Genomic DNA, 24,905 nt, shown 5'->3' with positions numbered 1-24,905 from the left:
AAGCCCATCGCACGCGGCAACGGGCATCCTCGTTCCACACTGGATGATACAATTTACGGGCCGGCGGGCGAAGCGGGCCCTATCCCCCGACCGAGCTCATCGCCCTGCGTTGCCGCGCGGCGATTTTCGTAGGTTCGCGCCTTGCGAAAGCCGGCACCTCCCCTTTTTGTCCGCCCGGACTCATCTGGGCGGTAACAACGCGAGCCCCACAACGACGCGTTTTAACAAAAATGGCCCCACTCGAGGCCATTTTTTATTTGAGCTGGGTGATGATACGTGCCTTGGCTCCTACGCCTCGCGCAGCCAATCAAACGCGACGCGCGGCGTACCGTCCGACACATATACGATACCGGCGCGCTTAAACCCGGCCTTGGCGATGGCGCCCTGCATGGGCAAGTTGTCCTCGTGCGTGTCGATACGCAGATGGTCGGCGCGTTCCTTGGCAAAGGCAAACATCGCAGCCGCGATACCGTGCACGGTGCCGTCGGACGCCACTCGGTGCAGTACGGCATACGGAGTGTCGCCACGCCATTGCCCGTCCTCAATGACGTCATAGCACTCGTCCGGCCCCGGCAAAAGGGCAAACGTCGCCACCACGCGACCGTCGACTTCGCACGCGTAACTGCCATCAGCGGCAATATCGGCAGCCAGCTGCTCGGCCGAAGGCGTGCCCTCGGGCCACTGCGTGGCGTTGCCATGTGCGCGCATAAAGGCGCGGGCCGCGTCATAGATAGCCATGACGACGGGAATGTCGGTATCGAGGGTTTTTCTGATCATCACGCGGCGACCTCACGTTTATTGGTATCACTTTGATTGAGCAATGATACCAACGTTTGGAGAGGGTGCGAAGCAGATGGGGAGCAAGAAGCGAGCCGCCTGGTCAAAGGCCAAAAGCGAGTTTTTGGGCGCTGCCACCGGCGGCGATATGAGCGACCTGTTTGCGCGCGAGGGCGAGCGCCGCGACGCCCTGGACGCCGAGCGCGATGAGGCTTGGCGCTATAAGTCGTGCGAGCGCAAAAACCGGTACGACACACGCGCCGAGGCCGAGGCCGTTATGGCCGACTGCGAAAACCGCGGACGGCGTGGTTTGGCCTGCTACAAATGCGAATACTGTGGCGGCTGGCACCTGACGTCGCACCCTTGGAAATAGACCTCGCATCGGCACGGTGTTGACGGGACGCCAGCCATTGTGCGCAAGCTACGGGCGCGGCGGCACCAAAACATCGTAACGAACGGCCTTGCCCGCAAGTTGATAGCTCGGCTTGACGCCGGCAAGCAGCGGCCCCTTCACCGGCCGTTTGATAACGACCTTGCGCGGCCGCACCGCAAGCGCAGCTTCGACCAGCGTCTCCTCATCGGCACACGGCTGTTCCAAATGGTGCAAAAGTTGGAACTTCTTTTTCACCGCCGCGCTCTTGGTGCGCTCGGGAAACATGGGGTCCAGATATACCACATCGGGAGCCGCGAACTCGCCCAGCTCGATCAGCTCAGTTACATGGCGAAGGCCGGCAATGCTGTCCTCGCCCGCATGCAAGCGCATGCGCGCCACGGCAGCCGCAAGCGCCGGATCATCTGCCGCGCGATCCAAAGCATCCTTGAGGAGCGCCGCGATCACGCAATCCTGCTCATACAAATCGACCGCAAAACCCGCGGCAGCCAGCAGCAGCGAATCCTCGCCAAAGCCTGCCGTGGCGTCAATCGCCCATGGGCGCTCGACGCCCTTTGTGCGCGCAGCCTTCACCAGCAGCTCTTGCTGCAGACGACCCTGCTTGAGCCGCGGAAGCATGCGGCCAAAATCGGCACGCAGCTCCATCGTGCCATCGGTGAGCGTGAGGCCCTCGGACGTCCGCACGAGCTCGAGCCCAGCAGCCCGAGCAACAGAAAAGGGATCGACGACGCCCATGGACACTCCTTAGCAAGCAAAACGAATACGTGAGCGCCACCTCAGTTGGCACCCAACCGTCCGCTATTGTCCCACACGCGACATGGTCCACAGCATCCCAATGCAAAGCACCGCCATCAATCCCGTGCACACGGCAGCGATCACAGAATCACCCATGCGCCTTCCCAACGACCGCGGCTCACGCACTTGCCCTGCTCCGTACATCATGGCTCCTCCTTGAGACCAGCTCCTTGTTACGGCCCCATCATCTCAGCGCCGCACATGAGCTGCCATCGATTTGGCTTACAGCTGGCTTTCCTTTTTGAAAGATTGCCCTGCACAGGCGAGAAGCGCTTTCTAACACACACGCCGTCACGTTGAACTACAATGTGCTTCACGATATGTGCAGCATATGGGACGCGCCAGACTGGCAGCGCCCGAATCGAAAGGACTACCTATGAGCGCCGCGCGCAAGACACTCAAAATCCTTGCCCTCATCTATTTTGTTTTGGGCATCGCCAGCCTCGTCATCGGTATCACCGGCATCGCAACCGGCAAATTTGAATCCGTCTACGGATCGAACGCCATGCTCGCTGCTGTCGTTGTGATTATCAAAGGACTTGTCGACCTTGCGGCAGGCGTCGCCGGCATCAAGGGCGCCAACAAGCCCTCGCAGGTGGATGGCGCGTTTAAGCTCGGCATCGTTGCCGCAATCGCCACGATTGCGCAGGCCGTGCTCACGCTTCCCGCGCTCGGCGGCAGCTCCGTCAATATCGTCGCCTTTGTCATCGTGGTCTACGACCTGTTCTTTGTTCAGCAGGCGCACGCCGTTAAGGCCGAGAACAAGGACCGCCTGTAGTCACCTGTCCCCCCACAATTCCCTGCAGCCAAGCAACTAAAAGGGCCGATCGCGCATCCCCGCGGTCGGCCCTTTACGTTTGCCCATATAAAACCTGCCAAAATAAACCTGTCCCTTTTTGGTAGGTTAGTGGCGGTATTCGGCGATGATGAAGTCGATGTCGGTCTGAAGGGTATCGAGGTTTGCCAGGCGCTCTTTGTCGGCAGGGCGCGTGCGGTAGTAGTACGGCGTCATCTGGAACACCGCCTCGATATCGGCCTGCATCTGGAGCGTAATGTTCGCAGACACCCGTTTCGTGCCAACCAACTCGAGCTCGGTTGTCTGCGGCAACTTCTCGTCGTTGAGATATGGCGTGTCGTAGAGCACCTCCTTGAGCCCAAAGAGATGACGGGCACCCGGCACCACGGTATAGAGCGAACCCTCGGGCGCCAGCACGCGGGCAAACTCGCGCTCGTTAAAGGGAGCAAAGAGCTCAGTCACCATATCAAAGGCGCCATCGGCCACGGGGATGTCCTTCATGTTGGCCACAAAGTAGGTCGCATCGCCGCGCCTGGCGGCCAGGCGCACCATCTCCTTGCCTAGATCGAAACCGTAAGCATCCACGCCCGGCACCGCACCCATGGCGCTGGTGTAGTAGCCCTCGCCGCAGCAAATATCGAGCAAGGTCATGGGGGTGCCCGTAGACACCGCACGCCCAGACACCCGCTCGCGTACCAGCTCAACCATCGCATCGCGCAACGGCGCATAGTATCCGCGGTTCAGAAAGTCACGACGGCTGCGCGCCTGCGACTTGGGATCGCCCATGGAGTCGCCGCTCTTGGACGAGCGCAGCAGATACAGATAGCCCTCGCGCGCACGGTCAAACCGGTGTCCGCCCGCACATGCAGCACCGCGCTCGTCGTCCACCAACGGCTCATGGCAAACGGGACACAACAACATGGCAACTCCTTAGCGCGGGCAATACAACGCCCACCATTGTCTCACGCCTCTCCCGCCTCGTCATTGGGGACGTTCTTAAATGACTAGTCGATTAGGAGTATCATCGTCTGCGCAAATAAGCACGAATGAGCATGTTAGAGATTGAGAGCGTATGGCAGACACCGCATCTAAGCACATTGACATGACCACCGGCTCGCTGTGGCGCAATATTCCCCTGTTCGCCTGCCCCGTGGCCGCCACGAGCATCTTAGAGCAGCTGTCGAACCTCATCGCCACGGTCATCATCGGTAACTTCTCGGGCGACCAGGGAACCCTCGCCATGGCGGCGGTCGGCTCCAATGTTCCGCTTACCAGTCTTATGCTCAACCTGTTTATTGGCCTGTCACTTGGCTCCAACGTGGTCATCGCCAACGCCATCGGCCGCAACGATCAGAACATGGTCAAGCGCGCCGTCCATACCTCGATTCTGATGGCGCTCGTGGGCTTTGTCGTCATCGCGCTGGGCGAGATCTTTGCCGAACCCATGCTCGCCGCGCTCAACGTTCCCGCCGAAACCATGCCGCTCGCATCGCTCTACCTGCGCGTCTTTTTGCTCAGCATGCCCTCGATCTTGCTCTACAACTTTGAGGCCGCAATCTTCCGTTCCGTCGGCATCACCCGTATGCCGCTACAGGCGCTTGCCGTGTCCACCGTCCTCAACATTGGCCTGGACCTCATCTTTGTCCCCGTGCTCCACTGGGGCGTCGCGGGCGTCGCCATCGCCACCGCCATCGCCTACACCGTCAGCGCCGCCACACTCTTTGTCCACTTGCTCAAGACCGATTCCGTCGTCCGCGTCACCCCGCGCGACCTGGCAATCGATCCTGTCGCCCTCAAGCGCATCGTCAAGATCGGCCTGCCCGCCGGCATCCAAAGCGCCGTCTTTGCCGTCGCCAACATCATCATCCAGTCCGCCATCAACAGCCTGGGTACCGAGGTCATGGCGGCATCCAGCGCCGCCATGAGCCTGGAGTATGTGTGCTACAACCTGCTCAACAGCTTTAGCCAGGCCTGCACCACCTTTGTGGGGCAAAACCACGGCGCGCGCCAGATCGCTCGCTGCACCAAGACGCTCAAGGTCTGCCTGGTCGAAGGCGGCATCGTTGCACTCACCACCATCGTCATCATCGTCGGTCTGGGGCGCGAGATCCTGGCGCTCTTTAACAGCGACCCCAACATCGTCTCGATCGGCTATATCCGCGTGTGCTCGATCTTCCCGGCATACGCCTTTAGCATGTTCTACGAAAACATGTCCGGTTACCTGCGCGGCTTTGGCATCTCGCTCATGCCCGCCCTCATCACCATGATCTGCGTCTGCGGCATCCGCTTCTATTGGGTATTCTGCGTGTTCCCGCACTTCCGCACCTTTGCGAACATCATGATGGTCTACCCCATCAGCCTGGGCACCACGGCGTTCTTTATGGTCGTGGCGGTATTGCTCTGCCATCCGGCACACACCTACCGTCTGACGCAAGCCAAAGCGACAGCCCGCTAATCACCACACTCAACGCCACGCCAGTCATTAATTGACAATATGCGAGCTCATATAGTCGATAAAGCGCCTCGTGGCGATAGGCATGGTGTCCCAGCTGCGCCAAGCCGCCACCACATCGCGCGAGGGAGCGTGCACGATGGGACGCACGCGGATACCGGCCTTCATACCCTCGACCGTACGACGGTAAAGCATGCTCACGCCTAGGCCCTCCTCCACCATCGCCATAATGGTGTAGTCGTCAGTGACCTCACTCGTCACGCGCGGCGACAGCCCATGCGCGGCAAAGGCATCGAGCACCAGACTCTGCTCGCCCTCATCCAGCAGCACAAACGGCTCGGACGCCAGGTCGGCGAGCGTCACCTTTTCCTTTGCCGTCAGCGGATGCGCGGTCGGCAGCAGCGCCACCAACTCGTCGTGATAGACCACGCGCTTCTCGAGCCCAGCGGTAAATCCGCGCGCCGTAAAGCAAAAGTCAACCACGCCATCGTGCACCCACTGGGCGTTGCGCGTGTAATCGCCCTGCTTGAGGGTAAAGTGCACGCCCGGGTGCAGGACCCCAAAGTCGCGAATCACGCGCGGCAACACGGTACGGCTCACGTTGGTAAACGTCGCAATACGAATATCGGTCGAGGAGAGTCCCAGCAACTCCTGGCGCTTGCCCTCGAGCTCGGCCTCGGCAGTTACGATCTGGCGCAGATACGGCAGATACTGTTTACCGTCGCGCGTAAGCGAGACACCCTGTTTGCCGCGCTCGATAAGCGTGGTACCCAGCTCACGCTCGAGCGCCTTGACGGCCTGGCTCACCGCGCTTTGCGTGTAGCCCAGCTCATCGGCTGCACCCTTCAGGCTGCCGCGATCGACCACCATACAAACAATCTGATACCGCGATGCCATCGTGCCTCCACGTCGATGTAGCCGTAAAACGTTTTGCCAGCGCTTTTTCTAGTAGCATTAGTATTTCTTAATCATACTGAAGATACATTCGCTTTACTACATCCATATCTGGGAGCAGAATCCTTTTTGCGAAACCGTTCTGTAACAAAAGGAGTCCCATGGATCGCAAAAAAGCAATCGCGCTCTCGTTTTCCGTTCCCGTCGCATGGGGCTTTTCGTATCCCCTCATGAAGATCGGCATGGACAGCATGAACGCCACGAGCATCGTCGCGCTGCGCTGCATCATCGCCTTTGCGGCCTGCCTGCTGCTCTTCCACAAGCACGCGGTGCGCATCAACCGTGACCTGATGGTCCGCGCCGCCATCATCGGCGCCATCATGGCAACCGAAATCACCTGCATGTGTCTGGGCTCCAGCCTCACCTCCGCCTCAACCGCCGGCTTTTTGCAGAGCCTGACGGTCGTGATCGTGCCGTTTGCCAACGCGGCCCTGCTGCGTCGCGCCCCCGAGCGCAAGGTGCTCATCGGCACCGCCATCGTCACCTGCGGCATGTTGCTGCTCTCGGGCGCCGACTTTACCAGCCTGAATCCCGGCGCGATCATCATGCTGCTCTCGGCCTTTATCTATGCCGGCCACATTATCATCGCCAAGCGCTTTGTCGAAGAAGTCGATCCGCTGGCTCTGGGCGTTTGGCAGCTGGGCTTTGGTGGTCTGTTCTCGGGCATCGCCGCATTCACCTTTGGCGGCTTCACGCTTCCCAGCACGCCGAACGAAATCGTCGTTGTCGTTGCGCTCGCACTCATCTGCTCGGCCTACGGCTTTATCACCCAGACGCTCGTGCAGCCCCACGTACCTGCCGAGACCACCGGCTTCGCCTTCTCGCTCGAGCCGGTCTGCTCCGCCGTCTTTTCGTTCTTCCTGGTCGGCGAGGTCCTGAGCCCCATCGCCTTCCTTGGCGCCGCCCTCATCCTCACTGGCGTCATGGTGGCAACCGTCGAGCTTCCGCGCCTTCGCGCGCATGGGCATGCTCGTATGGCAGGAGCACCCGAGCACGTCTCGTAGACCCCAGTCCTCACGCAGCCGCGACACACAGGTTTCCAGACGCCTTTACAATGGATGCCGACATAGCATCCGCCCTAAAGGAGCTCCATGGACACCGCAACTCGCGACCGTAACATAGCAACTTGGTTGGGCGATGCGCCGCAGCCGGTACGTGACACTACGAACCAGCTGCTCGAGCGCATCGCCCTTCTGCGTGCCGAGCAGACCATCTACCCGGCACAAGACGACATCCTCAATGCTCTCGCCTACACGCCGGCCGACCAGGTCAAGGCTGTCATCCTGGGTCAAGACCCCTATCACGGACCCAACCAGGCCATGGGGCTGTCGTTCTCGGTACCCGCGACGCAAACCAAGCTGCCGCCGAGCCTACGCAACATCTATAAGGAACTCAAAGCCGATCTGGGCTGCCCCATTCCCGCCACGGGAGACCTAACCCCCTGGGCACAACAGGGCGTCCTACTCCTTAACACGACGCTCACCGTGCGCGAGCACGCCGCCAACTCGCATGCCAAGCTGGGCTGGAGCACCCTGACCGACTACGTTATCGAACGCTGCTGTCTGCTGCCCCAACCGGTCGTCTTTTTGGCATGGGGCCGCTTTGCCCAGCAGATGGTCGAGGGCAAGCTCGCCGCGACCGGCGCGGGCAAGGCAGGCGACAAGTTCTGCCTCGCCTCTACGCACCCCTCGCCGCTTTCGGCAAACCGCGCCACGGCAGAACTCCCCGCTTTTATGGGGTCGCGCCCCTTCTCGGCAGCCAATCGGCTACTCGAACAGCACGGCTCGACCCCCGTCAACTGGACTTGCCTCGGCTAAAAATCAATACATCAAAAACGCGCCCGACGGATTTCCATCGGGCGCGTTTTCTACTCGGGCCAGATAAACTGGGTGCGGCCGGCCTCGCCGCCATCGATCAGCAGGCTCTGCCCGGTCATAAACCGGTTGGTCACGCCCACAAAGTAGATCCACTCGGCGATCTCTTGGGCGGTGGCCCAGCGTTTAAGCGGCGTGAGCTCCATAATCTGGTTCCACAGGTGCTCGTCTTCCATCACGCAACGGTTGAGCGGCGTGATAACGCCGCCCGGGTCCACACTGTTGGCGATGGCCTGCGGCGCCAGGCGGTTTGCAAGGTTTTTGGTGTAGGCGATAACGCCGCCCTTGCTGGCGGCATAGGCGGGAAACTCCGATCCCGTATGTCCGCTCGCCGACCCCACATTGACCACGGATTTGATAGCCGCTGTCGGCTTGGCGGCAAGCCCCTCCCCCACAAAGGCGTAGCGTTCGGTCACGTTGATGGTGCCACACAGGTTGGCGGCAATGTCGTCGGCCGAATCCTGCGTACCGGCAACGTTCACGATTACTTGAGGCTCAAGGTCGCCTGGAAACGAGTCAGGCTCGCGGACATCAACGATCAAATGGCGGTAGCGCTCGTGCTCGACCGCCGCCGGCAGCAGGTCAAAGCCCACGACCTCGTGGCCCTCGTCCAAAAAGCGCTGCACGCACGCGGCTCCGATACCGCCCGAAGCGCCCGTGATCAAAACCCGCATGCTTGCTCCTTAGGCGGTTGCGTGACGCTCGAGGTACTCGGCACCCACATTCTCGCGCTCCCAGCCGCGCACGACCTTGTAGCCCACGGGGCTCAGGAAGACCTCGCACAGCAGCTCGGCAACAGCGCCGGTCAGCGAGCACATAAGAACCTGCACCCAGGTCCAACCAAAGAACGTGTGGCTCACCACAATGGCAAAGACCAAGTTGTCGATAAACTGGCCAACACCCGTGGACACATAAGAGCGGAAGGCAAAGCTCGCAAAGTTATTCTTTTTGAGCATACGACCGAGCGACTGGTTGAGTGTGGAGTTAACCACGGCAGAAACGAGCATTGCCAGCGAAGAGCCCAGCACCACGTACCAGGTGCCGCCGATGGTGGCGTTAAGGGCGGTGTTGACCTCGATCATACCCGTGTCGTAGTAGGCGCCCCACATGCCGGGCGTGAGCGAGCATGCCCAAAAGCACAGACTCACGGCCAGATTGACCAGCAGCGCGAGGATAGAGATTTTGATGGATGCCTTGGCGCCAAAGCGCTTGCAGATCATGTCCTGGCACAAAAACGAAACCCAGCTCACCACAAAGCCGCAATCGAGTGCCAGATACGGCAGGCTGATAAGCTCTTTGTTGGCCAGCAGGTTCATCATGATGACACTCACGAAAAACAGCGAAACCGTTGCCGCGGGAATGCTCCGCAACAGGACCTTGTAGTCCTCCATGACCTTCTTGATCATTATGTACTCCTTTGGTTTTAGGTTTAACGAGCAGGATATCGGACCCGAACTGCTCGGACGTCACGGTCTTGAGACGACGATGGGTATAATAGCCGCTCACACGGCATCAGGCAAGCAAACGGCGCGGCAGTCCCACAGGGCCACCGCGCCGATGCATTAAAAGGCTACGTTGCCAAACTCCGACAGGATAAGATCGGGGTTGTGATCGGTTGCCCAATCCACGTTCCACGGGCTCGTGAACAGCAGCAGCTTACCGCCGCGCATGTCCTCGACGCGCAGCGTGTCACGCGTGAGCGAAAGGCCCGGGATATCAATGGTATCGGGGTCGTTCTGAATCCAGCGGATGTCCGTATAGGGCAGCGGCTGGCGACGGACCTCAACACGATACTCGGCCTTGAGGCGGCGCTCGAGTACCTCAAACTGCAGCACACCGACCACGCCCACGATAACGCTCTCCATGCCGGCACCCAGCTCGCGGAAGATCTGGATGGCACCCTCCTGGGCAAGCTCCTCCATACCCTTGACGAACTGCTTGCGCTTGAGCGTGTCGACCTGCGTAATGCGAGCGAACATCTCGGGGGCAAACGTCGGGATCTGCGGATACTGCACGTGGCGCTTGCCGGAGCACACGGTGTCGCCGATGCTAAAGATACCCGGGTCGAACAGGCCCACGATATCGCCCGCGTACGCCTCGTCCACGATGGCGCGGTCATCGGCCATCATCGACGTGCCCGTTGCAAGCTTGAGTTTACGGTTGCCCTGCACGTGGAAGGCGTCCATGCCACGCTCGAACTTGCCCGAGCAAATGCGCACAAAGGCGATACGGTCTCGGTGGTTCTTGTCCATATTGGCCTGGATCTTAAACACAAAGCCGCTAAAGTCGTCGCGGCAGGGATCGACCGGCTCACTGGTGAGCGTATCGGTATAGGCGCGCGGCGTCGGGGCCAGGCGCAGGAACTCCTTGAGGAAGGGCTCCACACCAAAGTTGGTGAGCGCCGAGCCAAAGAACGCCGGGCTCAGCTTGCCGCAGGCCACAGCATCCAAGTCGAGCTCGTCGCCGGCGCCATCGAGCAGCTCGATGTCGTCCATCAGGTTCTTGTGGTTCTCCTCGCCGATGAGCTCGTCCATGGAAGGATCGCCCAGCTCGGCCTCGACCTCGGCGACCTTCTTGGTGGCGTTGGCGTGACCGTCGCCCTCAAAGGCAATGACGCGACGGGTCTGACGGTCGAACACGCCGCGGAAGTTGCGACCACTGCCGATCGGCCAGTTCATGGGATACGTATTGATACCCAGGACGTTCTCGATCTCTTCCATGAGCTCAAACGGATCGCGAGCCTCGTGGTCGAGCTTATTCACAAAGGTGAAGATGGGAATGTGGCGCAGCGTACAGACCTTAAAGAGCTTTTTGGTCTGGGCCTCGACGCCCTTAGCGCCGTCGATGACCATGACTGCGGCGTCGGCGGCCATAAGGGTACGGTAGGTATCCTCCGAGAAGTCCTGGTGGCCGGGGGTATCGAGGATGTTGACGCAGGCGCCATTATAGGTGAACTGCAGCACCGAGGAGGTAACGGAAATGCCGCGCTCCTTCTCGATGTCCATCCAGTCCGAGACGGCGTGCTTGGCCGAGCTCTTGCCCTTGACCGAACCGGCAGTCTGGATGCTGCCGGTATAGAGCAGCAGCTTCTCGGTAAGCGTGGTCTTACCGGCGTCCGGGTGGCTGATGATCGCGAATGTGCGGCGCGACGAGATTTCATCCGACAGGCTTGCCATGCGGATCCTTTCTTGCATTGAGTGCATTACGTCGATGTAACCGCACTATTGTAGCCGCGAAATCCCGCTCTAGGGCGCCTATCAGGACAAATTCATCAGTTGGGGCCTGGGTAGCAGTCGATGGCGGCACTCCGCAGCAGTTCGTCTCGATCTGTAACATCTAGACGGTTTTTGAACCTCTACCTGTTACAGATTTAGACAAACAGGCGGGCGTCCCAGAAAGATCTCGATCTGTAACATCTAGCCACTCAAAACGGGTCCATCTGTTACAGATTGAGATATAAGGATAGACGGGTGGCCAATGTCTCGATCTATAACATCTAGCAGCCAAAATCTTCTCCAGTTGCTACAGATTGAAACAACCAGGTGGGGCCCGCCAGCAAAATCTCAATCTGTAACAGGTAGCCGTCCAAATCGGTTCCAGATGTTACAGATTGAGATGAATGAACGAGCGAACAATCCCTATTTACCTCTTGCGTAACTGTGCATAGTGTATATATACTGTGCTTACCGGTTATATACACGTGTAGCCCAACAGCTAAGGAGCCGCTGTGGACATTATCCTATCCAATTCGAGCGACAAGCCCATCTACGAGCAGATATCCTCGCAGGTCAAAGCTCAGATCCTTTCGGGCACACTCGCTGCGGGAGCCAAACTCCCCAGCATCCGTGCACTCGCGAGCGACCTGGGTGTGAGCGTCATCACCACCAAGCGCGCCTATGCCGACCTGGAACAGCTCGGCTTTATCTGCACCGTGCAGGGCAAGGGCTGCTTTGTCGCCGAGGGAAACCAGGAACTCTTGCGCGAAAACCAGCTCTGCCATATCGAAGAGTTGCTTGCGCAGGCCGCTACGCAGGCCGAAACCCTGGGCGTCACGCGCGACAAATTGCACGAGATGCTCGACCTTGTGGCCCCCGAAACCATGCAGTAGCCATCTGCAAGAAAGGCTATACCATGCAAAACTTGCTAGAACTCAAAGGCGCCTCACGCCGCGTAAGCGACCGCTTTTCCCTACGCGATGTCACGCTCACCGTGGAGCCTGGCCAGATCGTTGGCTTTGTTGGTGCCAACGGTGCTGGCAAAACAACGACGATTCGTGCCGCGCTCGGGCTTATAAAGCTCGATGCCGGCGAGGTGCATCTGTTTGGACAGCGCTGCGACACCAACGCGCCCGACGAGACGCAGCGCCACCTGCGCTCCCGCGTAGGCCTTGTCCTGGACACGTGCCCCTTCCCCTCCACGCTCAAGGTGGGCCAAATCGAGGCGCTCGTAGGCCCTGCGTACCCCACGTGGGACCGCAAAACGTTCGCCGGATTCATCGACCGATTTGGCCTCGACCCCAAGACAAAGGTCAAGGACCTCTCCCGCGGCATGGGCATGAAACTGCAGCTTGCCTGTGCACTCAGCCACAATGCCAAGCTGCTCGTTTTGGACGAAGCCACCGCGGGCCTCGATCCCATGGCACGCGAGGAGCTGCTTGATGAACTGCTTGCCTTTGTCGCCGACGGTCAGCACAGCGTGCTGCTCTCGAGCCACATTACGTCCGACCTCGATCGCGCCGCCGACCGCGTCATCTGCATCGATAACGGCTCGATTGTGTTTGACCTGCCGCGCGAGGACATTACTGACCGCGCCGGCATCGCCCACTGCACCCAGGCACAGGCCGCCGAGCTTATGGCTTGCGTCGAAGGCGCCCGCGCCGCCCACCACGCCTATAGCGTGGACGTGCTCGTGCCCAACCGTCGCGAAGCGCTCGAGGCCTTTCCCGAGATTCCCTGCGATCGGGCAACCATTGATGACTACCTGCGCCTCACGCTGAAAGGGGCTTCGAAATGAAACGTGCCATTATGTCCGAGCTCGCCATCGTTCGCACGCTTATCCCGAGTATTGCGGGCGTCGGCTTATTTATATTCATCGTGATGACCCTCGCCAACACGTCGGGTGGCGACTCCGGCATGAGCGCCGGCGCCTGCGCCGTCAGTGCCATGTCGCCCATCCTATTCATGAACTCACTGGCCGGTTACGACAATCAAAACGGTTGGGAGCGTTATCGGGCAACGCTGCCCTTCTCGCGCAAAGACATCATCTGCGCACGCTACCTGAGCGTTATTGTCTTCTCCGCCGTCATGGCATGTGCAGCTACGCTATTGAGTATCGTCGCCATCCCGCTCTTCAACAGCGCGGGCATTCCTTCGACGGGACAGACGGTCTTTGAAATCGCAATCGCCTCGGCAGCATCGATGCTTATCTCCCTCATGATGGTGTTTTTGGCACAGCCGCTGTTCTTTCGATTTGGACACATGGAGGCGTTGCGCCTATCCGTTGGCCTGTTTGCCCTGCTTGGTTGCGGCACCATGGCCACGCTGAGCTCCTCCAACCCCATCAGCAACTGGCTCATGTCGATTGCCGGGGCAAATCCCGATCCTGCCGTTCTGGGCTGTCTGTGCGCAGGAATTGCCGTGCTGGCCCTCGCGCTATGCGCAATCAGCTGCACCGTCAGCACCAAGGTTTATCGAGTACACGACCTGTAGGCACGCGAGTCTCAATCCACGAAGGACGCGATCGCCCCCCCCCGCAAATCCGTGACAAATGGCATATCCCCGGCACGCGCTATCGTGCTACTTGCGCAGCGGCTTGGGCAGCGGAATGCCTGCCGCGATGACGGCGGCGATGATCATGCAGACAATGCCCTTGAGCGGGAAGCACATGAGCAGCAGGCCCACGACCATGACGGGCTGACGCATGACGGCACCCATCGTCGAGGCGGTACAGACGGCGACGCAAAAGACCGGATCGGCGCCCGTAAGGACGGCAAGGCCGTAGCCCAGGCTCACGCCCGAGAAGATAACGGGGAAGAAGTGACCGCCGCGCCAGCCCAGGTTGATGAGGGCGGGCGTCAGCATGGCCTTGATAAGACCAGTTGCAATGAGCACACCGGCGGGAATGGTCATATAGGTCTCCATGAGCACGTCGGCCTGCGTCTCGCCAGCAAACATGGTGTAGGGCAGGACCGTGCCGCAGATAGCGAGCGCCAAACCGGCCAGCATGGCCTTGACGACAGGGCGCTCCCCTATGGCGTGGGCCAACGCCTCGCTCGCGTGCCCCGAGACAAAGTACAGCCAGCCACAGGCCGTGCCGACGAGCGCCAGGGGAATAAGCCAAGCAAGCTCGAGGTTGCCCACCTGCGCGGCCTCGAACCTCGGCATACCCATGCCGCCGCCCACAAGCTGGCCAAGCAGCAGATAGGTGCCCAGACCGCCGGCAATCGCGATGCCGTAGACCACGGTCTTTTGCGCCTTGGGCAGCTTGATGGTGATCTCATCGGACGCGGAGTCCTCGCCAGCGCCCTGGCCGTCGGCGCTACCGGCGAGCGGCGCCACAAAGCCAAACACGGGCGCGGTAAAGAGCGCCGTCAGGGCAGCCTGGGTGCCCAGCAGCGTGAGCTCCCTAAACTCGGCGCCAAAGCGACGCATGCGGTCGCCGACCCAGCTGCACAGACCCGCGATAACTCCGGTCAGGCCGGCCTCCGGTCCAATACTTCCGCCAAACAGCAGCGGCAGCAATGCCGCAAGCGAAAGCTTGCCGAGGTTGTCGTACGGGTAGCGACCGTCTTGTTTAACCTTGGCCATCACCTGGTTGAGGTCATCGGTCTTGGTACCCGTAATCTTTTCGTACAGACCGATCAGCAGGCCGCCCAGCAAGCAGACAAAAAACGGGTACGGCAGAAAACCGAACGGGCCGCTCGCGAGCTCAGGCGAAGCGACGCCCAGCGCGTGCGGAATCTCGGTCCATAGATAGTCGACACCGTGCTCCATCGCAAAAAAGAACAGCCAGACCGCGGCGCCTGCGAACGCACCGGTCACGGCAACGCTAACTAAAAACAGCGCACGGTTTTTGGGTTTTGCAAGACTATCCATCGGGACCTCCCGTGGTCAAATTCGGCAAAGATACGTTTTATTGTAGAGCGAGCGTTACCCGAACGAGCCAACCGTCTGCGCCGCAAACGGCACCATTGGGAGTCATAGTGGGGCAGGCTCAAGACTTATCCGTTGATAATCGAGGCAATCTCGCGCAAATCGTCGGCAAAGTAGATGCCGTGCTGGCGCCTCGGGCTCGAAAGCCCTTTATCAATCATGTGCTCGAGCAACGCCTTAAGATCGTTGTAGTAGCCCCCAAGGTTGTACAGAATGCACGGCGCATCGAGATGCCCCAACGACACGGCGGACATGACCTCGGCAATCTCCTCGAGCGTACCCGTCCCACCGGGAAAGGCGATGAACGCGTCACCGAGCTCAATCATCTTGGCCTTGCGTTCGGCCATGTCACTCGTCACGATGAGGTCGTCGATACCGTCATGTTGAAACTCGGCCTCGATAAAAAAGCTCGGTTCAACACCCGTCACGTGTCCACCTGCCTCGAGTACGCTATCGGCGAGCGCACCCATCAGACCCGACTTGGACCCGCCATATACCAACGCGTGTCCGTTAGCGCCAATCCAGTCGCCCAGCTCCTGCACCGCGGGCAGAAACGCCGGGTCATTGCCGACGCTGGCACCCAGGTATACCGTGATATTCATATTCAGTCCCCCTCGTCGTGACGCGCGGCGCCCGTTCTAGCGTTGGCGTCGGCGATATTCGCGCACACGGCGCGATAGGTCGGCAAGCTCGTCACGATCGAGCTCTTCCAAATGCTCCAGATCATCCATAAAGCGCGCCATGGTGTCCTTTTGGCGCATCTTGATGAGCGTGTTGCAGTAGTTCACCGCCACGCCCGTGAGCATGGCGATGTAGAAGATGCTGATGACGCTCAAAACGACGGTGATAGCGCGGGCAACCGGCGTCTCGGCCGGGATATCACCGAAGCCGATCGTCGATACGGTCTCAAAGCTAAACCAGAGGCCGTCGCCAAACGTAAGGGTCGTGGGCTCGGACAGCCAGACGGCCGTCGAGCACAGCAGATAGAAGACGAGAAACAGGCCCGTGATGCGCGCAAAGCCAGCCTGGCGCAACACGTCGGCAAGCGTCCTCAACTTGTTCATCGCGACCCCTTTTCCCAGACGCCCAATCACATTCGCTCGGTATTGTCCCACGCCTCCCCCGCAAACGGAACTAGTCATTGGGGACGTTCTTAAACGACTAGTCAGTTAAGAACGTCCCCAATGACTACCTAACCGTTTAGCGGTGCGGCGGCTGAATGGGCAGGCTGAGCTGGTATCCTTATGCGAAACTGTCTCAACTCGATAGGATTTCATGTGAAACCTTCCGCTGTCTTTCGCTTGGCTCTATATCGCACCCTGGCCGTCGCGCTTGCCGCGCTCGCCATACTGAGCGCCGTCATGCCCGCCCCCGCCTTTGCCGCCGACTCCGACCAGCAGGTCAAGACGGTCCGCGTTGGCTGGCTCGTCAACAACAAAGGCTTCCAGGAAGGCATGCCGGGCGAGCGACTCTCGGGGTGGGGCTACGAGTACCTCCAGACCCTCTCGTATTACACAAAGGGCTGGCAATACGAATACGTTAGCGGCACCTTCTCCGAGCTTATGGACATGCTCGAAGCAGGCGAAATCGACCTCATGCCCAACATCTCGTATTCGGCAGAACGCGAGCAGAAGCTGCTCTTTTCCTCGAACCCCGAGGGCACCGAGCGCTACTACATCTACGCCAGGCCCGACCGCGACGATCTGGCCAAGGGTGACCCCCAGGCGCTCCAAGGCCTCACCATCGGCTGCAACTCTGGCGTTATGCAAACTATCGTCGGCCAGCAGTGGCTCGCCGACGAAGGCGTCACCTGCACCTATAAAGAAATCGACACCGGCAGTGCCCTCTTTGAGGCGCTTGCAGACGGCGAGGTCGACGCCGTCATCATGAACGATACCATTTCGTCGCCCGATGCGTCACCCATGTTCTACGTAGGCTCGAGCGACTACTATTTTGCCGTTCCCAAAAGCCGCCCCGATCTGATGAACGACATCAACGCCGCCATGACGACCATCGCCCGCGATAACCCGCGCTATAACGAGGAAGTCAAATCGAGTTACTCGACCCAAAACAGTGGCTCGTCATCGCTCACCGGCCCCGAGACCACCTGGCTCAAAGCAAACGGCAATACCATCACGCTCGGCTATCTTAAAAACCAACTTCCCTACTGCACGCAAAATGACGACGGCGAGATGGAAGGATCGCTCGCCTCGCTTGCAACGACGTTGCACGACAAGTTTGGTATTACGGTCAAAACAATCGCACTCTCGAACAACAGGCAAATGATCAAAGCCCTTTCCAACGGAACCATCGATGTCGCCCTGCCATTGTTTCGCGACTACTGGCTCGCCGAGCAGACAGGAGTCATCCAGTCAAACTCGATGGGAACGGTTTCGCTGACCGCCATTCACAGTGGCAAAAACCTGAACAGCGACCTTAAGAACATCGCTTGTACAAAGAGCACAATCGTTAACCGTTTTGAGCTCGAAAGTCTCTTCCCGAACGCAACAGTAACCGAGTACTCGAATGACGGCGAGGTGCTCAAAGCCCTCAATGAGGGGAAGGCACGTTGCATCATTGTCCCCAGCACGCGCCTGGAAACTCTCCGCGACACCTACGACATCGAGGATTTCGAAACACAGGAACTCACCAACACGGCGCAGCTATCGTGTTTAATTTCGCGCGGCAAGCCCGAGCTGCTGGGAATCATCAATAAGGGCATCGTCAATGCAGGTGAATCGCTCTCTGCAAACAGCTATTTCCCCACATCGTACTCGGCGCAAGAATCGGACACGTTCCAGTTTTTCTATCGTAACCGCACCGCCATTGCGACTGTTATCATCTGCATCTTGCTCACCAGCATCGCTATCCTTGTCTGGTCGCTTTACCGCGCACAGGAGGAACGGCAGAAAGCTGATGCCGCCAACGCCGCCAAAACCGCTTTCCTCACGCGCATGAGCCACGACATCCGCACGCCGCTCAACGGCATCCTAGGCCTTATCGAAATTGAGGAATTGAGAGAAGGCGACATGCAGGTCGCCCGCGAAAGCCGCGCCAAGGCGCGCGTTGCCGCCAATCACCTGCTGTCACTAATTAACGACATCCTCGAGATGGGCAGGATCGAGGAGTGCAAAGTGACGCTCGAGCACGAATCATTCAACCTTAAAGAGCTGTGCGACAATGCGCTCGTACTGTGCAAGCTCCGCGCATCGGACCGCGGCATAACCATGCTCGACACCAGCGAGCCCTACGCTGTCGACCAATATATGATCGGCAGCCCCACCCATATTCGGCAGATCCTTGTCAACCTGCTCGACAACAGCATCAAGTACAACAAGCACGGAGGCACCGTCACGTTCTCATCGACCATCAAACCGGTCGACGACGAGCACGCCGTGTTTTGCTTTAGCGTCTCGGATACCGGCATTGGTATGACGCCCGAGTTTTTGACGCACATTTACGAGCCGTTTGCCCAGGAAGGCGACGATGCGCGCAGCAAGTTCCAAGGAACCGGCATTGGCATGTCTATCGTCAAATCGCTCATCGATATGATGGGCGGCACGATTGAGATTTCGAGTGAGGTTGGCGCGGGAAGCACGTTCAACGTCCAGATACCGCTCGATATCGACAAGAACCCTCAGGCAAAAGAACGTGCGTCCAAGCAGACATACAGTTGCTCGCTTGCCGGCATGAACGTCCTTTTGGCAGAAGACAACGAGCTCAATGCCGAAATTGCCCAGGCTCTACTCGAAAGCGAAGGCATCGTCGTAACGCGCGCCGCCGACGGCAACAAAGCAGTCGACCTATACGTTAGTCGTCCCGCCGGCAGCTTCGATGCGATCCTGATGGACATCATGATGCCGGGCATGGATGGCTACGAGGCAACCCGCGCGATTCGTCTGAGCGAAAAGGCCGATGCAGCCGACATCCCCATCATCGCGCTCACTGCCAACGCCTTCAACGAGGACGCCAAGGCGGCACACGATGCCGGCATGAACGCCCATCTGCCCAAACCGCTCGACTTTAACAAGCTCAAAAACATACTCGCCCGCATCAAGAAATACGGATCCGTTTCGCTATAGTTTGTGCTCAACCACCATGCACAGCCAGAAAGGAAGCCAACGATGTTTAGGCCCTTACGTCGAAAGAAACGCGCCATCACTGACGAGGAAGCGTGCGAGTTGCTCGCCACCTGTAAGCGCGGCGTCTTTGCCGTCAACGGCGATGATGGCTACCCCTATGCCATTCCCGTCAACTACTTCTTTGACGCCGAGCACGACAAAATTTATTTCCATGGCGCCAAGGCCGGCCACAAGGTCGATTCGCTCAGGCGTGACGATAAAGTCTGCTTTACCGTTTACGGCAACGAGTGGTACAAGGACGGCGACTGGGCTCCTTACGTCATGAGCACTGTGGTCTTTGGCCGTTGCCGCCTGGTAGATGAAGCGCCTGCGTTTATCGAGGACAAAGTCCGCCAGCTCGCGCTTAAGTACTACCCTTCTGCCGAAGAAGTCGAGGAAGAAATCGCCAAAGACATCAAGGGCGTCCAACTCTACGAGATTTCAATTGAGCATCTTTGCGGCAAGCAGATTCAGGAAAAGTAGCGAATGCGAAAAACGCGCTCGCTACCCTCTGCGCCCCATGCGCCCACGCATTTTGACGGCGTGGGCGCATGGGGCAGCACTCGAATCGAGCGCCCCCTATACCCCAAAAACGTAGCGGTCCAGGCGGTCGCACGCCTCCCTTACGCGCGAAAGCGGCAGCGCCAGATTCACGCGAATGTGGCAGGGCCCGTGGAACGGGCGGCCGTCCTGATACCCCACGCCCACGCGCGCCCCCTCGTCGAGCAGCCACTGAATATCGCGGCCATGCTCGCGGCACCACTCGGTGCAGTCCAGAAACACCATGTAGGTGCCCTGCGGACGCGAATAGGACACGCCCGCAAAATGCTTGTCCACGTAATTGCAGAAGTAGTCGACGTTGCCCTCGATGACCTCATTGAGCTCATCAACCCACTCGTAGCCTTGCGGCTGGTAGGCACCGATAAGCGCATGCATGGAGAGGACGTTCATCTCGTTGTAGTGGGTCTTGTCGGACACGGCGCACACGCGGTCGCGCAGCGTCTCGTTATAGATGATGTGGTAGCTGCCGACCAGGCCCGCCAGGTTAAACGTCTTGCTAGGCGCGTAGAGGGCAACCGTGCGCATGTGGGCGTCCTCGCTCACCGACTGCGTCGGGATATGCTTGTGGCCCGGCAGGATGATATCGGACCAAATCTCATCCGAGATCACCACGCAATCGTGCTGACGATAGATGTCCATGGCACGTTCGATCTCGTCGCGCTCCCATACGCGGCCGCAGGGATTGTGCGGCGAGCAGAACACGGCGGCATGGATATGGTTTTGGGCGAGCTTTCGCTCCATGTCCTCAAAGTCCATGCGCCACACGCCCCGATCGTCGAGCTTAAGCGGGCTGTGGACAATGCGATAGCCCGCGGCTTCGATAGACTTGGTAAAGCCGATGTAGGTGGGACTGTGGACCAGTACCGCATCGCCCGGCTGGACATATGCGCGCAGCGTCGACACGACACCGCCCAGCACGCCGTTTTCGTAGCCGATATGCTCCGGCGCCAAGCCCTCAACGCCGTTGCGACGGCTTTGCCATTCGATGATGCGGTCGAAGTACTCGTCACGCGGATTGAAATAGCCAAACATGGGATGCTGGGCGCGCTGAATGATGTGTTCCTGAACCGTGGGCACCGTGGCAAAATTCATATCCGCCACCCACATGGGGATGCGGTCGAAGCCCTCGTCGGGTGCGTTCGGAGCCATGTCGGGAATTTCTCCCCAGGAGTCAACGGCGATGGCGTCCATACCGTGGCGGTCGATAAGCGAGGTAAAGTCGTATTTCATGCTGAGCTCCCGTGCAAAGCGGATTGTTTCGGTAGGCGTTATTGTCCACCAGCGTGGGCGGTTTTGGAGCGGAGTTTGGCGCTTAATCTGACGGGTGCGGACGAATGGCTGGTTAGTCTCGCGCGTCGTTGATGGCGGTTATCGTCAACCTGGTTCCGTCGACCGTAAACGATATGTCAAGCCCAGCGTAAGCCAAATGGTAAACGCGGTTTGGCTCGTGTTTGCTGCCCGCACGGCGCGGATCTTGGCGGAGCACCTCGATCAAGCCGGGGAGCTTTGTGTCCGGGACCATGTCCCGCAGCGCTTGCGGGAACTCAACATCGAGCTCTTGCCACGGCGCGTCCTCAATCCAGCCGCCCGTCGCATCCGGGTGACAGTCGGCAAATGGAATGTAGGGCTTGATGTCGTAGATGGGCGTGCCGTCGCGCAGGTCGGCCCCCAGTATATGGATGATCGGGCCATCATCGGTGAGCTCAACACGGCTGAGCTTGACGCAGGTGAGCCCGATGGGATTAGGGCGAAACGGACTGCGTGTGGCAAACACGCCCACACGCTCGGCTCCACCCAGACGCGGCGGGCGCACGGTTTTCGACCATTTTGCGTTGGTGCCGGACCTGTCCTGCGTTTTGGCATCGGCGGCTATGTCCTTAGCCGTGCCGCCGGGCGTTCCGTTTTCGAAGCACCACAGCAGCCATAGGTGAGAGAAGGAGTCCAGACCCTCAACTGCAGCGTTGGAGGCAAATTCCGGCTCAAAGACGATGCGTCCCTGCAGATGGGGCGCCAAAAAGCTGTTGCGTGGGATGCCGAACTTCTGCGGCAGGTCGGTATGTATGTGTGCAATAGGTTCCATGCCGGTCATTGTACGGCATGGAGGCGTGGGGTGTTGCGCGCAATTCTTCGCCGCGGTCCCCGTCGCGCAACCAACGGTTGCTTGGAAGGGTGCCGGCCGCCGCGTATGCTTAAAGCAACAAACAGCAGAAAGGAGCCGTCATGGCCTTTGCAGAAAAGCTCATCGCCATCCGCCGCGACAACAATCTCACCCAAGAGCAACTCGCCGCCAAGCTCTTCGTCACACGCCAAGCCGTCAGCCGTTGGGAACGCGGCGAAGTCACGCCGGGCATCGACATGATGAAGCTCATTGCCGCCATAACCGGAGAACCGCTGTCCCACCTGCTCGAAATGCCCGAGCACTATTGCCAGAGCTGCGGCATGATACTCACGCCCGACGACTGCGGTACCGATGCTCACGGCGCAACGACCGATCATTACTGCAAGTGGTGCTACGACCACGGCAAGTACACCTACGAGACCACGATGGAGGCCATGATTGAGGATTGCGCCCCGCGCCTGGCACAAAACACCGGTATGTCGCTCGACGAAGCCGTCTCGCTCATGGGCGCCGTGCTGCCGCAATTGGAGCGCTGGCGCACCGTGCAGGAAAACGAGGAGCGCTACGGTGCCGAGGCGCGGGCGCGCTATGGCGACGAGGCCGTCGATGCAGCAAACGAGGCACTGCTGGACATGGACCCCGAGACATGGAACGACATGAAGGAACTTGAACGCGCTATTCTGGGCCAGCTCTCGATCGCCATGGGCGACGGCGAACCGGATGGAAGTGAGGCGCGCAAGCTTGTCGCAATGCACCGTCGATGGATTGGCCTTAACTGGGGACACGAACCCCAAGACGAAGCATACCTGGGCCTCGCCCACGGCTATCTTGCCGATCAGCGCTTTATCGACTACTACGACAAGCCCTGCGGCGCCGGCGCCACGGCGTTTCTGGTTCAGGCGATCGAGTCGTCATCGGCTCACGCATAGACCGCAGCGGCTTTGGGTATTTCAATCGAAACCTCAACCGATTGGAGACTTATGGCTACTGATCATGAACTCGCGCTCTACGTTATGACTGGCTGCCCGTATTGCATAAAGGTCAAGCGCTTCCTGGCCGATAACGGCGTGGCCATCCCCGAGCGCAATATCTCGACCGATTCCGATGCCGAGCAGACGCTCATCACCGTCGGCGGAAAGCGCCAGGTTCCTTGCTTATTCATTGACGGAAAGCCGCTCTACGAATCGAGCGACATCATCGCGTGGGCACAAAAGAACCTGCTCTAGCACGCGCACCCCGTCCGTCCAAGGCTCCATCCCATACGGCCCAAACAAGTACGCCAGCATCCAAAGTCGACATTTTTCGACATCTTTGGATGCTGGTGTACAGCTTTTTGCAACATAGTCGTTGGGAACATAGTCATCGGGGACGTTCTTAAATAGCTAGTCGTTAAAGAACGTCCCCGATGACTAGCTAGCCGTGGAAACAGGCTATGGGCGCGAGTGACTGTTCGCGAAAGACACGATCAACGGCGGCGCGGTATTCGTCGACCTTTTTGGTCTTGCGTACGAGCTTGTGAACGGTAGCGGGGTCGGCGAAAGCGCACTTGGCGTAGAACCACCACTCCTTCATGCGAAAGACCGCGTTGCCACCAATCTCTTCTGCATAGGCCGCGAATAGCGCGTCGTGGAAACGCTGCAGTTCGGCTGCCGTGGCAGCAGGACCGCCGTTGACCATACGAGCCAGAGCGGGGTTCGCGAGCAGGCCACGCCCCAGCATCACATGGCGCGTGCCGGGATAGGCCTCCACCAGCGCGTCCATATCCTCAAGATCAAAAATGTCGCCGTTGTATGCCACCGGAAACGGCGCACGTTCCAGCGTCTCGCCGTAAAACTCCTTGCGCGGCGAGCCCGTATAGCGGTCCTTTTGCACGCGCGGATGCACAATCAGCTCTGCCAGCGGCATGCGGCAATACAGATCGAGCACACGCTCATACTCGTCATCGCGCTCCAACCCCAGCCTGGTTTTTACCGATACCGGTAACGGCGAGCGCTCGCACACATCGCCCAAGAACACCTCGAGCTCGTCGAGGTTACGCAAGAAACCCGAGCCCTTGCCCTTGGCAACGACCGTTCCCGAGGGACAACCCAGGTTGAGATTGACCTCGCGGTAGCCCATGTCGGCGAGCACGTGCGCCGCCCACACAAACTCATCCGCATTCTTGGACATGAGCTGGGGCACCACGTTGAGCCCCTGGTTATTGACAGGGTCGACCTCTTTAAACGCCTTGCCACCAAAACGGTTGCCAACCCGCGGCGGCGGCAAAAACGGCGTGTAATAGCAGTCGAGCGCGCCAAAGCACTCCGCATGCACGCGACGGAACACATGCCCGGTAATCCCCTCCATAGGGGCAAGCGATAGAATCATCAACATCTACTCTCAAATCAATGTGGCAAAGGGACTGCCCCTTTGTCACATCCCATTCAAGCGGTTCAGGAACTCTTCGCAGGCGCGAGAACGCAGGCGATATTTTTTCCACACCAGATACGATGCAATGGTGAAGGGGCAAAAGGGCAGTCCCTTTGCCCCAAGTGCCGGCTACCGGACGCAAGCTAGTTGCCGTTCGCGAACGCCGCCCATATTTCGAGGTCTAATACTTTTCCCGAGAAGTGAACGGCTGTATTTGGACTCCCGAAGCATTGACATTTTTAGGCGTCAAAACCGCAGGATTTGACTGGCAAAACCGCAGGAAATTGTACGCCAAAAGTGTCGATGCTTCGGGAGTCCGTTTTCACTCGTTCACTTCTCGGGAAAAGTATTAGACCTCGATTCCGCAGTCCCCGATGTGACAAAGGAACAGTCCATTTGTCACATTCAGAATTGACCCCCCCCGCAATAGTGAACTGCCTCCCATTTCTTGGACACAAGAAATGGGAGGCCTTTTTATGGCTGGAAACGCTTTGTACGACGTCGG

General features: G+C 59.2%; 25 protein-coding genes. 12 read left to right on the top strand and 13 right to left on the bottom strand.

Going from position 1 to position 24,905, the window contains the following annotated elements; all coding sequences use genetic code 11:
• Positions 1-288 precede the first annotated feature (288 nt).
• Positions 289-777, bottom strand: coding sequence for a GNAT family N-acetyltransferase (locus PMW70_RS08840; RefSeq protein ID WP_271744634.1), 489 nt, complete (start codon positions 775-777; stop codon positions 289-291).
• Positions 778-853: 76 nt separating this feature from the next.
• Here PMW70_RS08840 and PMW70_RS08835 point away from each other — a divergent pair, with 76 nt between their 5' ends.
• Positions 854-1,150 carry a hypothetical protein gene (locus PMW70_RS08835; RefSeq protein ID WP_055252206.1) on the top strand — a complete coding sequence of 99 codons (297 nt, stop codon included), beginning with the start codon at positions 854-856 and terminating at the stop codon, positions 1,148-1,150.
• A 48-nt stretch (positions 1,151-1,198) separates the two neighbouring features.
• Here PMW70_RS08835 and PMW70_RS08830 read toward each other — a convergent pair whose 3' ends face one another.
• Positions 1,199-1,903: a class I SAM-dependent methyltransferase gene (locus PMW70_RS08830; protein ID WP_271744633.1), complete on the bottom strand. Its 705-nt coding sequence runs from the start codon at positions 1,901-1,903 to the stop codon at positions 1,199-1,201.
• A gap of 436 nt (positions 1,904-2,339) precedes the next feature.
• Here PMW70_RS08830 and PMW70_RS08825 point away from each other — a divergent pair, with 436 nt between their 5' ends.
• The gene (locus tag PMW70_RS08825) at positions 2,340-2,741 is read left to right on the top strand and encodes a hypothetical protein (RefSeq protein WP_271744632.1); all 402 of its coding nucleotides are present in this window, start codon (positions 2,340-2,342) and stop codon (positions 2,739-2,741) included.
• 126 nt (positions 2,742-2,867) lie between these two features.
• Here the strand turns inward: PMW70_RS08825 and PMW70_RS08820 are convergent, their stop codons facing one another.
• Positions 2,868-3,680 (bottom strand): putative RNA methyltransferase, encoded by an 813-nt coding sequence (locus tag PMW70_RS08820; protein ID WP_271744631.1) that lies wholly within the window; start codon positions 3,678-3,680, stop codon positions 2,868-2,870.
• A 151-nt stretch (positions 3,681-3,831) separates the two neighbouring features.
• Here PMW70_RS08820 and PMW70_RS08815 point away from each other — a divergent pair, with 151 nt between their 5' ends.
• Entirely contained in the window at positions 3,832-5,214 is a 1,383-nt protein-coding gene (locus tag PMW70_RS08815; protein ID WP_271744630.1) for an MATE family efflux transporter, read from the top strand.
• 27 nt (positions 5,215-5,241) lie between these two features.
• Here the strand turns inward: PMW70_RS08815 and PMW70_RS08810 are convergent, their stop codons facing one another.
• On the bottom strand, positions 5,242-6,108 hold the full coding sequence (locus PMW70_RS08810; RefSeq protein WP_271744629.1) for a LysR family transcriptional regulator: 867 nt from the start codon (positions 6,106-6,108) through the stop codon (positions 5,242-5,244).
• A 158-nt stretch (positions 6,109-6,266) separates the two neighbouring features.
• Here PMW70_RS08810 and PMW70_RS08805 point away from each other — a divergent pair, with 158 nt between their 5' ends.
• Positions 6,267-7,169, top strand: a complete 903-nt coding sequence (locus tag PMW70_RS08805; protein WP_271744628.1) for a DMT family transporter — start codon at positions 6,267-6,269, stop codon at positions 7,167-7,169.
• An 87-nt stretch (positions 7,170-7,256) separates the two neighbouring features.
• Complete coding sequence (locus tag PMW70_RS08800; protein ID WP_271744627.1) at positions 7,257-7,982, top strand: uracil-DNA glycosylase; 726 nt, start codon at positions 7,257-7,259, stop codon at positions 7,980-7,982.
• A gap of 50 nt (positions 7,983-8,032) precedes the next feature.
• Here the strand turns inward: PMW70_RS08800 and PMW70_RS08795 are convergent, their stop codons facing one another.
• The 3 genes from PMW70_RS08795 to PMW70_RS08785 form a co-directional block, all read right to left on the bottom strand.
• Positions 8,033-8,713, bottom strand: a complete 681-nt coding sequence (locus tag PMW70_RS08795) for an SDR family NAD(P)-dependent oxidoreductase (protein ID WP_271744626.1) — start codon at positions 8,711-8,713, stop codon at positions 8,033-8,035.
• Positions 8,714-8,722: 9 nt separating this feature from the next.
• Entirely contained in the window at positions 8,723-9,445 is a 723-nt protein-coding gene (locus PMW70_RS08790) for a VUT family protein (protein ID WP_226812554.1), read from the bottom strand.
• Positions 9,446-9,601: 156 nt separating this feature from the next.
• On the bottom strand, positions 9,602-11,215 hold the full coding sequence (locus PMW70_RS08785; protein ID WP_055286676.1) for a peptide chain release factor 3: 1,614 nt from the start codon (positions 11,213-11,215) through the stop codon (positions 9,602-9,604).
• Between the two features lie 551 nt (positions 11,216-11,766).
• Here PMW70_RS08785 and PMW70_RS08780 point away from each other — a divergent pair.
• Genes PMW70_RS08780 through PMW70_RS08770 form a run of 3 tightly spaced genes read left to right on the top strand, consistent with a single transcriptional unit; the run spans position 11,767 to position 13,747 of the window.
• Positions 11,767-12,147, top strand: coding sequence for a GntR family transcriptional regulator (locus PMW70_RS08780; RefSeq protein ID WP_117645822.1), 381 nt, complete (start codon positions 11,767-11,769; stop codon positions 12,145-12,147).
• Positions 12,148-12,170: 23 nt separating this feature from the next.
• Complete coding sequence (locus PMW70_RS08775; RefSeq protein ID WP_271744625.1) at positions 12,171-13,052, top strand: ABC transporter ATP-binding protein; 882 nt, start codon at positions 12,171-12,173, stop codon at positions 13,050-13,052.
• Positions 13,049-13,747 carry an ABC-2 transporter permease gene (locus tag PMW70_RS08770; protein WP_271744624.1) on the top strand — a complete coding sequence of 233 codons (699 nt, stop codon included), beginning with the start codon at positions 13,049-13,051 and terminating at the stop codon, positions 13,745-13,747. The genes PMW70_RS08775 and PMW70_RS08770 overlap by 4 nt, the downstream gene beginning before the upstream one ends.
• 87 nt (positions 13,748-13,834) lie before the next feature.
• Here PMW70_RS08770 and PMW70_RS08765 read toward each other — a convergent pair whose 3' ends face one another.
• The 3 genes from PMW70_RS08765 to PMW70_RS08755 all read right to left on the bottom strand — a co-directional run bounded on the left by PMW70_RS08765 (position 13,835) and on the right by PMW70_RS08755 (position 16,254).
• Entirely contained in the window at positions 13,835-15,133 is a 1,299-nt protein-coding gene (locus PMW70_RS08765; protein WP_271744623.1) for a chloride channel protein, read from the bottom strand.
• Between the two features lie 125 nt (positions 15,134-15,258).
• Positions 15,259-15,792: an LOG family protein gene (locus tag PMW70_RS08760; protein WP_117635830.1), complete on the bottom strand. Its 534-nt coding sequence runs from the start codon at positions 15,790-15,792 to the stop codon at positions 15,259-15,261.
• Positions 15,793-15,828: 36 nt separating this feature from the next.
• A complete protein-coding gene (locus PMW70_RS08755; protein ID WP_055252221.1) occupies positions 15,829-16,254 on the bottom strand; it encodes a potassium channel family protein in 426 nt (141 codons plus the stop codon).
• A gap of 213 nt (positions 16,255-16,467) precedes the next feature.
• On the opposite strand from PMW70_RS08755, the gene PMW70_RS08750 reads away from it, so the two are divergent.
• Together PMW70_RS08750 and PMW70_RS08745 are read left to right on the top strand one after the other, a co-directional pair.
• Positions 16,468-19,272 (top strand): ATP-binding protein, encoded by a 2,805-nt coding sequence (locus tag PMW70_RS08750; protein ID WP_271744622.1) that lies wholly within the window; start codon positions 16,468-16,470, stop codon positions 19,270-19,272.
• 42 nt (positions 19,273-19,314) lie between these two features.
• A complete protein-coding gene (locus PMW70_RS08745; RefSeq protein WP_271744621.1) occupies positions 19,315-19,794 on the top strand; it encodes a pyridoxamine 5'-phosphate oxidase family protein in 480 nt (159 codons plus the stop codon).
• A 96-nt stretch (positions 19,795-19,890) separates the two neighbouring features.
• Here PMW70_RS08745 and PMW70_RS08740 read toward each other — a convergent pair whose 3' ends face one another.
• Positions 19,891-21,102 carry a MalY/PatB family protein gene (locus tag PMW70_RS08740; RefSeq protein ID WP_271744620.1) on the bottom strand — a complete coding sequence of 404 codons (1,212 nt, stop codon included), beginning with the start codon at positions 21,100-21,102 and terminating at the stop codon, positions 19,891-19,893.
• Positions 21,103-21,214: 112 nt separating this feature from the next.
• A complete protein-coding gene (locus PMW70_RS08735; RefSeq protein WP_271744619.1) occupies positions 21,215-21,952 on the bottom strand; it encodes an SAM-dependent methyltransferase in 738 nt (245 codons plus the stop codon).
• A 140-nt stretch (positions 21,953-22,092) separates the two neighbouring features.
• On the opposite strand from PMW70_RS08735, the gene PMW70_RS08730 reads away from it, so the two are divergent.
• Both PMW70_RS08730 and PMW70_RS08725 read left to right on the top strand, forming a co-directional pair.
• Complete coding sequence (locus PMW70_RS08730; protein ID WP_271744618.1) at positions 22,093-22,920, top strand: TipAS antibiotic-recognition domain-containing protein; 828 nt, start codon at positions 22,093-22,095, stop codon at positions 22,918-22,920.
• 51 nt (positions 22,921-22,971) lie between these two features.
• Positions 22,972-23,217, top strand: coding sequence for a glutaredoxin family protein (locus PMW70_RS08725; RefSeq protein WP_271744617.1), 246 nt, complete (start codon positions 22,972-22,974; stop codon positions 23,215-23,217).
• Positions 23,218-23,404: 187 nt separating this feature from the next.
• On the opposite strand, the gene PMW70_RS08720 is transcribed toward PMW70_RS08725, so the two are convergent.
• Positions 23,405-24,358 (bottom strand): tRNA dihydrouridine synthase, encoded by a 954-nt coding sequence (locus PMW70_RS08720; protein WP_117757317.1) that lies wholly within the window; start codon positions 24,356-24,358, stop codon positions 23,405-23,407.
• Positions 24,359-24,905: the final 547 nt, after the last annotated feature.

It is taken from the genome of Collinsella aerofaciens (assembly GCF_028209625.1).
GTDB lineage: Bacteria > Actinomycetota > Coriobacteriia > Coriobacteriales > Coriobacteriaceae > Collinsella > Collinsella aerofaciens_AM.
Note: the sequence above shows the minus strand (reverse complement) of the source record. Positions and strands in the feature narration are given on the sequence as shown.

What these genes read in the sequence shown, in the direction of transcription:
- PMW70_RS08840 (WP_271744634.1), bottom strand. Translation starts at nt 777, where the DNA reads ATGATCAGAAAAACCCTCGATACCGACATTCCCGTCGTCATGGCTATC.
- PMW70_RS08835 (WP_055252206.1), top strand. Translation starts at nt 854, where the DNA reads ATGGGGAGCAAGAAGCGAGCCGCCTGGTCAAAGGCCAAAAGCGAGTTT.
- PMW70_RS08830 (WP_271744633.1), bottom strand. Translation starts at nt 1,903, where the DNA reads ATGGGCGTCGTCGATCCCTTTTCTGTTGCTCGGGCTGCTGGGCTCGAG.
- PMW70_RS08825 (WP_271744632.1), top strand. Translation starts at nt 2,340, where the DNA reads ATGAGCGCCGCGCGCAAGACACTCAAAATCCTTGCCCTCATCTATTTT.
- PMW70_RS08820 (WP_271744631.1), bottom strand. Translation starts at nt 3,680, where the DNA reads ATGTTGTTGTGTCCCGTTTGCCATGAGCCGTTGGTGGACGACGAGCGC.
- PMW70_RS08815 (WP_271744630.1), top strand. Translation starts at nt 3,832, where the DNA reads ATGGCAGACACCGCATCTAAGCACATTGACATGACCACCGGCTCGCTG.
- PMW70_RS08810 (WP_271744629.1), bottom strand. Translation starts at nt 6,108, where the DNA reads ATGGCATCGCGGTATCAGATTGTTTGTATGGTGGTCGATCGCGGCAGC.
- PMW70_RS08805 (WP_271744628.1), top strand. Translation starts at nt 6,267, where the DNA reads ATGGATCGCAAAAAAGCAATCGCGCTCTCGTTTTCCGTTCCCGTCGCA.
- PMW70_RS08800 (WP_271744627.1), top strand. Translation starts at nt 7,257, where the DNA reads ATGGACACCGCAACTCGCGACCGTAACATAGCAACTTGGTTGGGCGAT.
- PMW70_RS08795 (WP_271744626.1), bottom strand. Translation starts at nt 8,713, where the DNA reads ATGCGGGTTTTGATCACGGGCGCTTCGGGCGGTATCGGAGCCGCGTGC.
- PMW70_RS08790 (WP_226812554.1), bottom strand. Translation starts at nt 9,445, where the DNA reads ATGATCAAGAAGGTCATGGAGGACTACAAGGTCCTGTTGCGGAGCATT.
- PMW70_RS08785 (WP_055286676.1), bottom strand. Translation starts at nt 11,215, where the DNA reads ATGGCAAGCCTGTCGGATGAAATCTCGTCGCGCCGCACATTCGCGATC.
- PMW70_RS08775 (WP_271744625.1), top strand. Translation starts at nt 12,171, where the DNA reads ATGCAAAACTTGCTAGAACTCAAAGGCGCCTCACGCCGCGTAAGCGAC.
- PMW70_RS08770 (WP_271744624.1), top strand. Translation starts at nt 13,049, where the DNA reads ATGAAACGTGCCATTATGTCCGAGCTCGCCATCGTTCGCACGCTTATC.
- PMW70_RS08765 (WP_271744623.1), bottom strand. Translation starts at nt 15,133, where the DNA reads ATGGATAGTCTTGCAAAACCCAAAAACCGTGCGCTGTTTTTAGTTAGC.
- PMW70_RS08760 (WP_117635830.1), bottom strand. Translation starts at nt 15,792, where the DNA reads ATGAATATCACGGTATACCTGGGTGCCAGCGTCGGCAATGACCCGGCG.
- PMW70_RS08755 (WP_055252221.1), bottom strand. Translation starts at nt 16,254, where the DNA reads ATGAACAAGTTGAGGACGCTTGCCGACGTGTTGCGCCAGGCTGGCTTT.
- PMW70_RS08745 (WP_271744621.1), top strand. Translation starts at nt 19,315, where the DNA reads ATGTTTAGGCCCTTACGTCGAAAGAAACGCGCCATCACTGACGAGGAA.
- PMW70_RS08740 (WP_271744620.1), bottom strand. Translation starts at nt 21,102, where the DNA reads ATGAAATACGACTTTACCTCGCTTATCGACCGCCACGGTATGGACGCC.
- PMW70_RS08735 (WP_271744619.1), bottom strand. Translation starts at nt 21,952, where the DNA reads ATGGAACCTATTGCACACATACATACCGACCTGCCGCAGAAGTTCGGC.
- PMW70_RS08730 (WP_271744618.1), top strand. Translation starts at nt 22,093, where the DNA reads ATGGCCTTTGCAGAAAAGCTCATCGCCATCCGCCGCGACAACAATCTC.
- PMW70_RS08725 (WP_271744617.1), top strand. Translation starts at nt 22,972, where the DNA reads ATGGCTACTGATCATGAACTCGCGCTCTACGTTATGACTGGCTGCCCG.
- PMW70_RS08720 (WP_117757317.1), bottom strand. Translation starts at nt 24,358, where the DNA reads ATGATTCTATCGCTTGCCCCTATGGAGGGGATTACCGGGCATGTGTTC.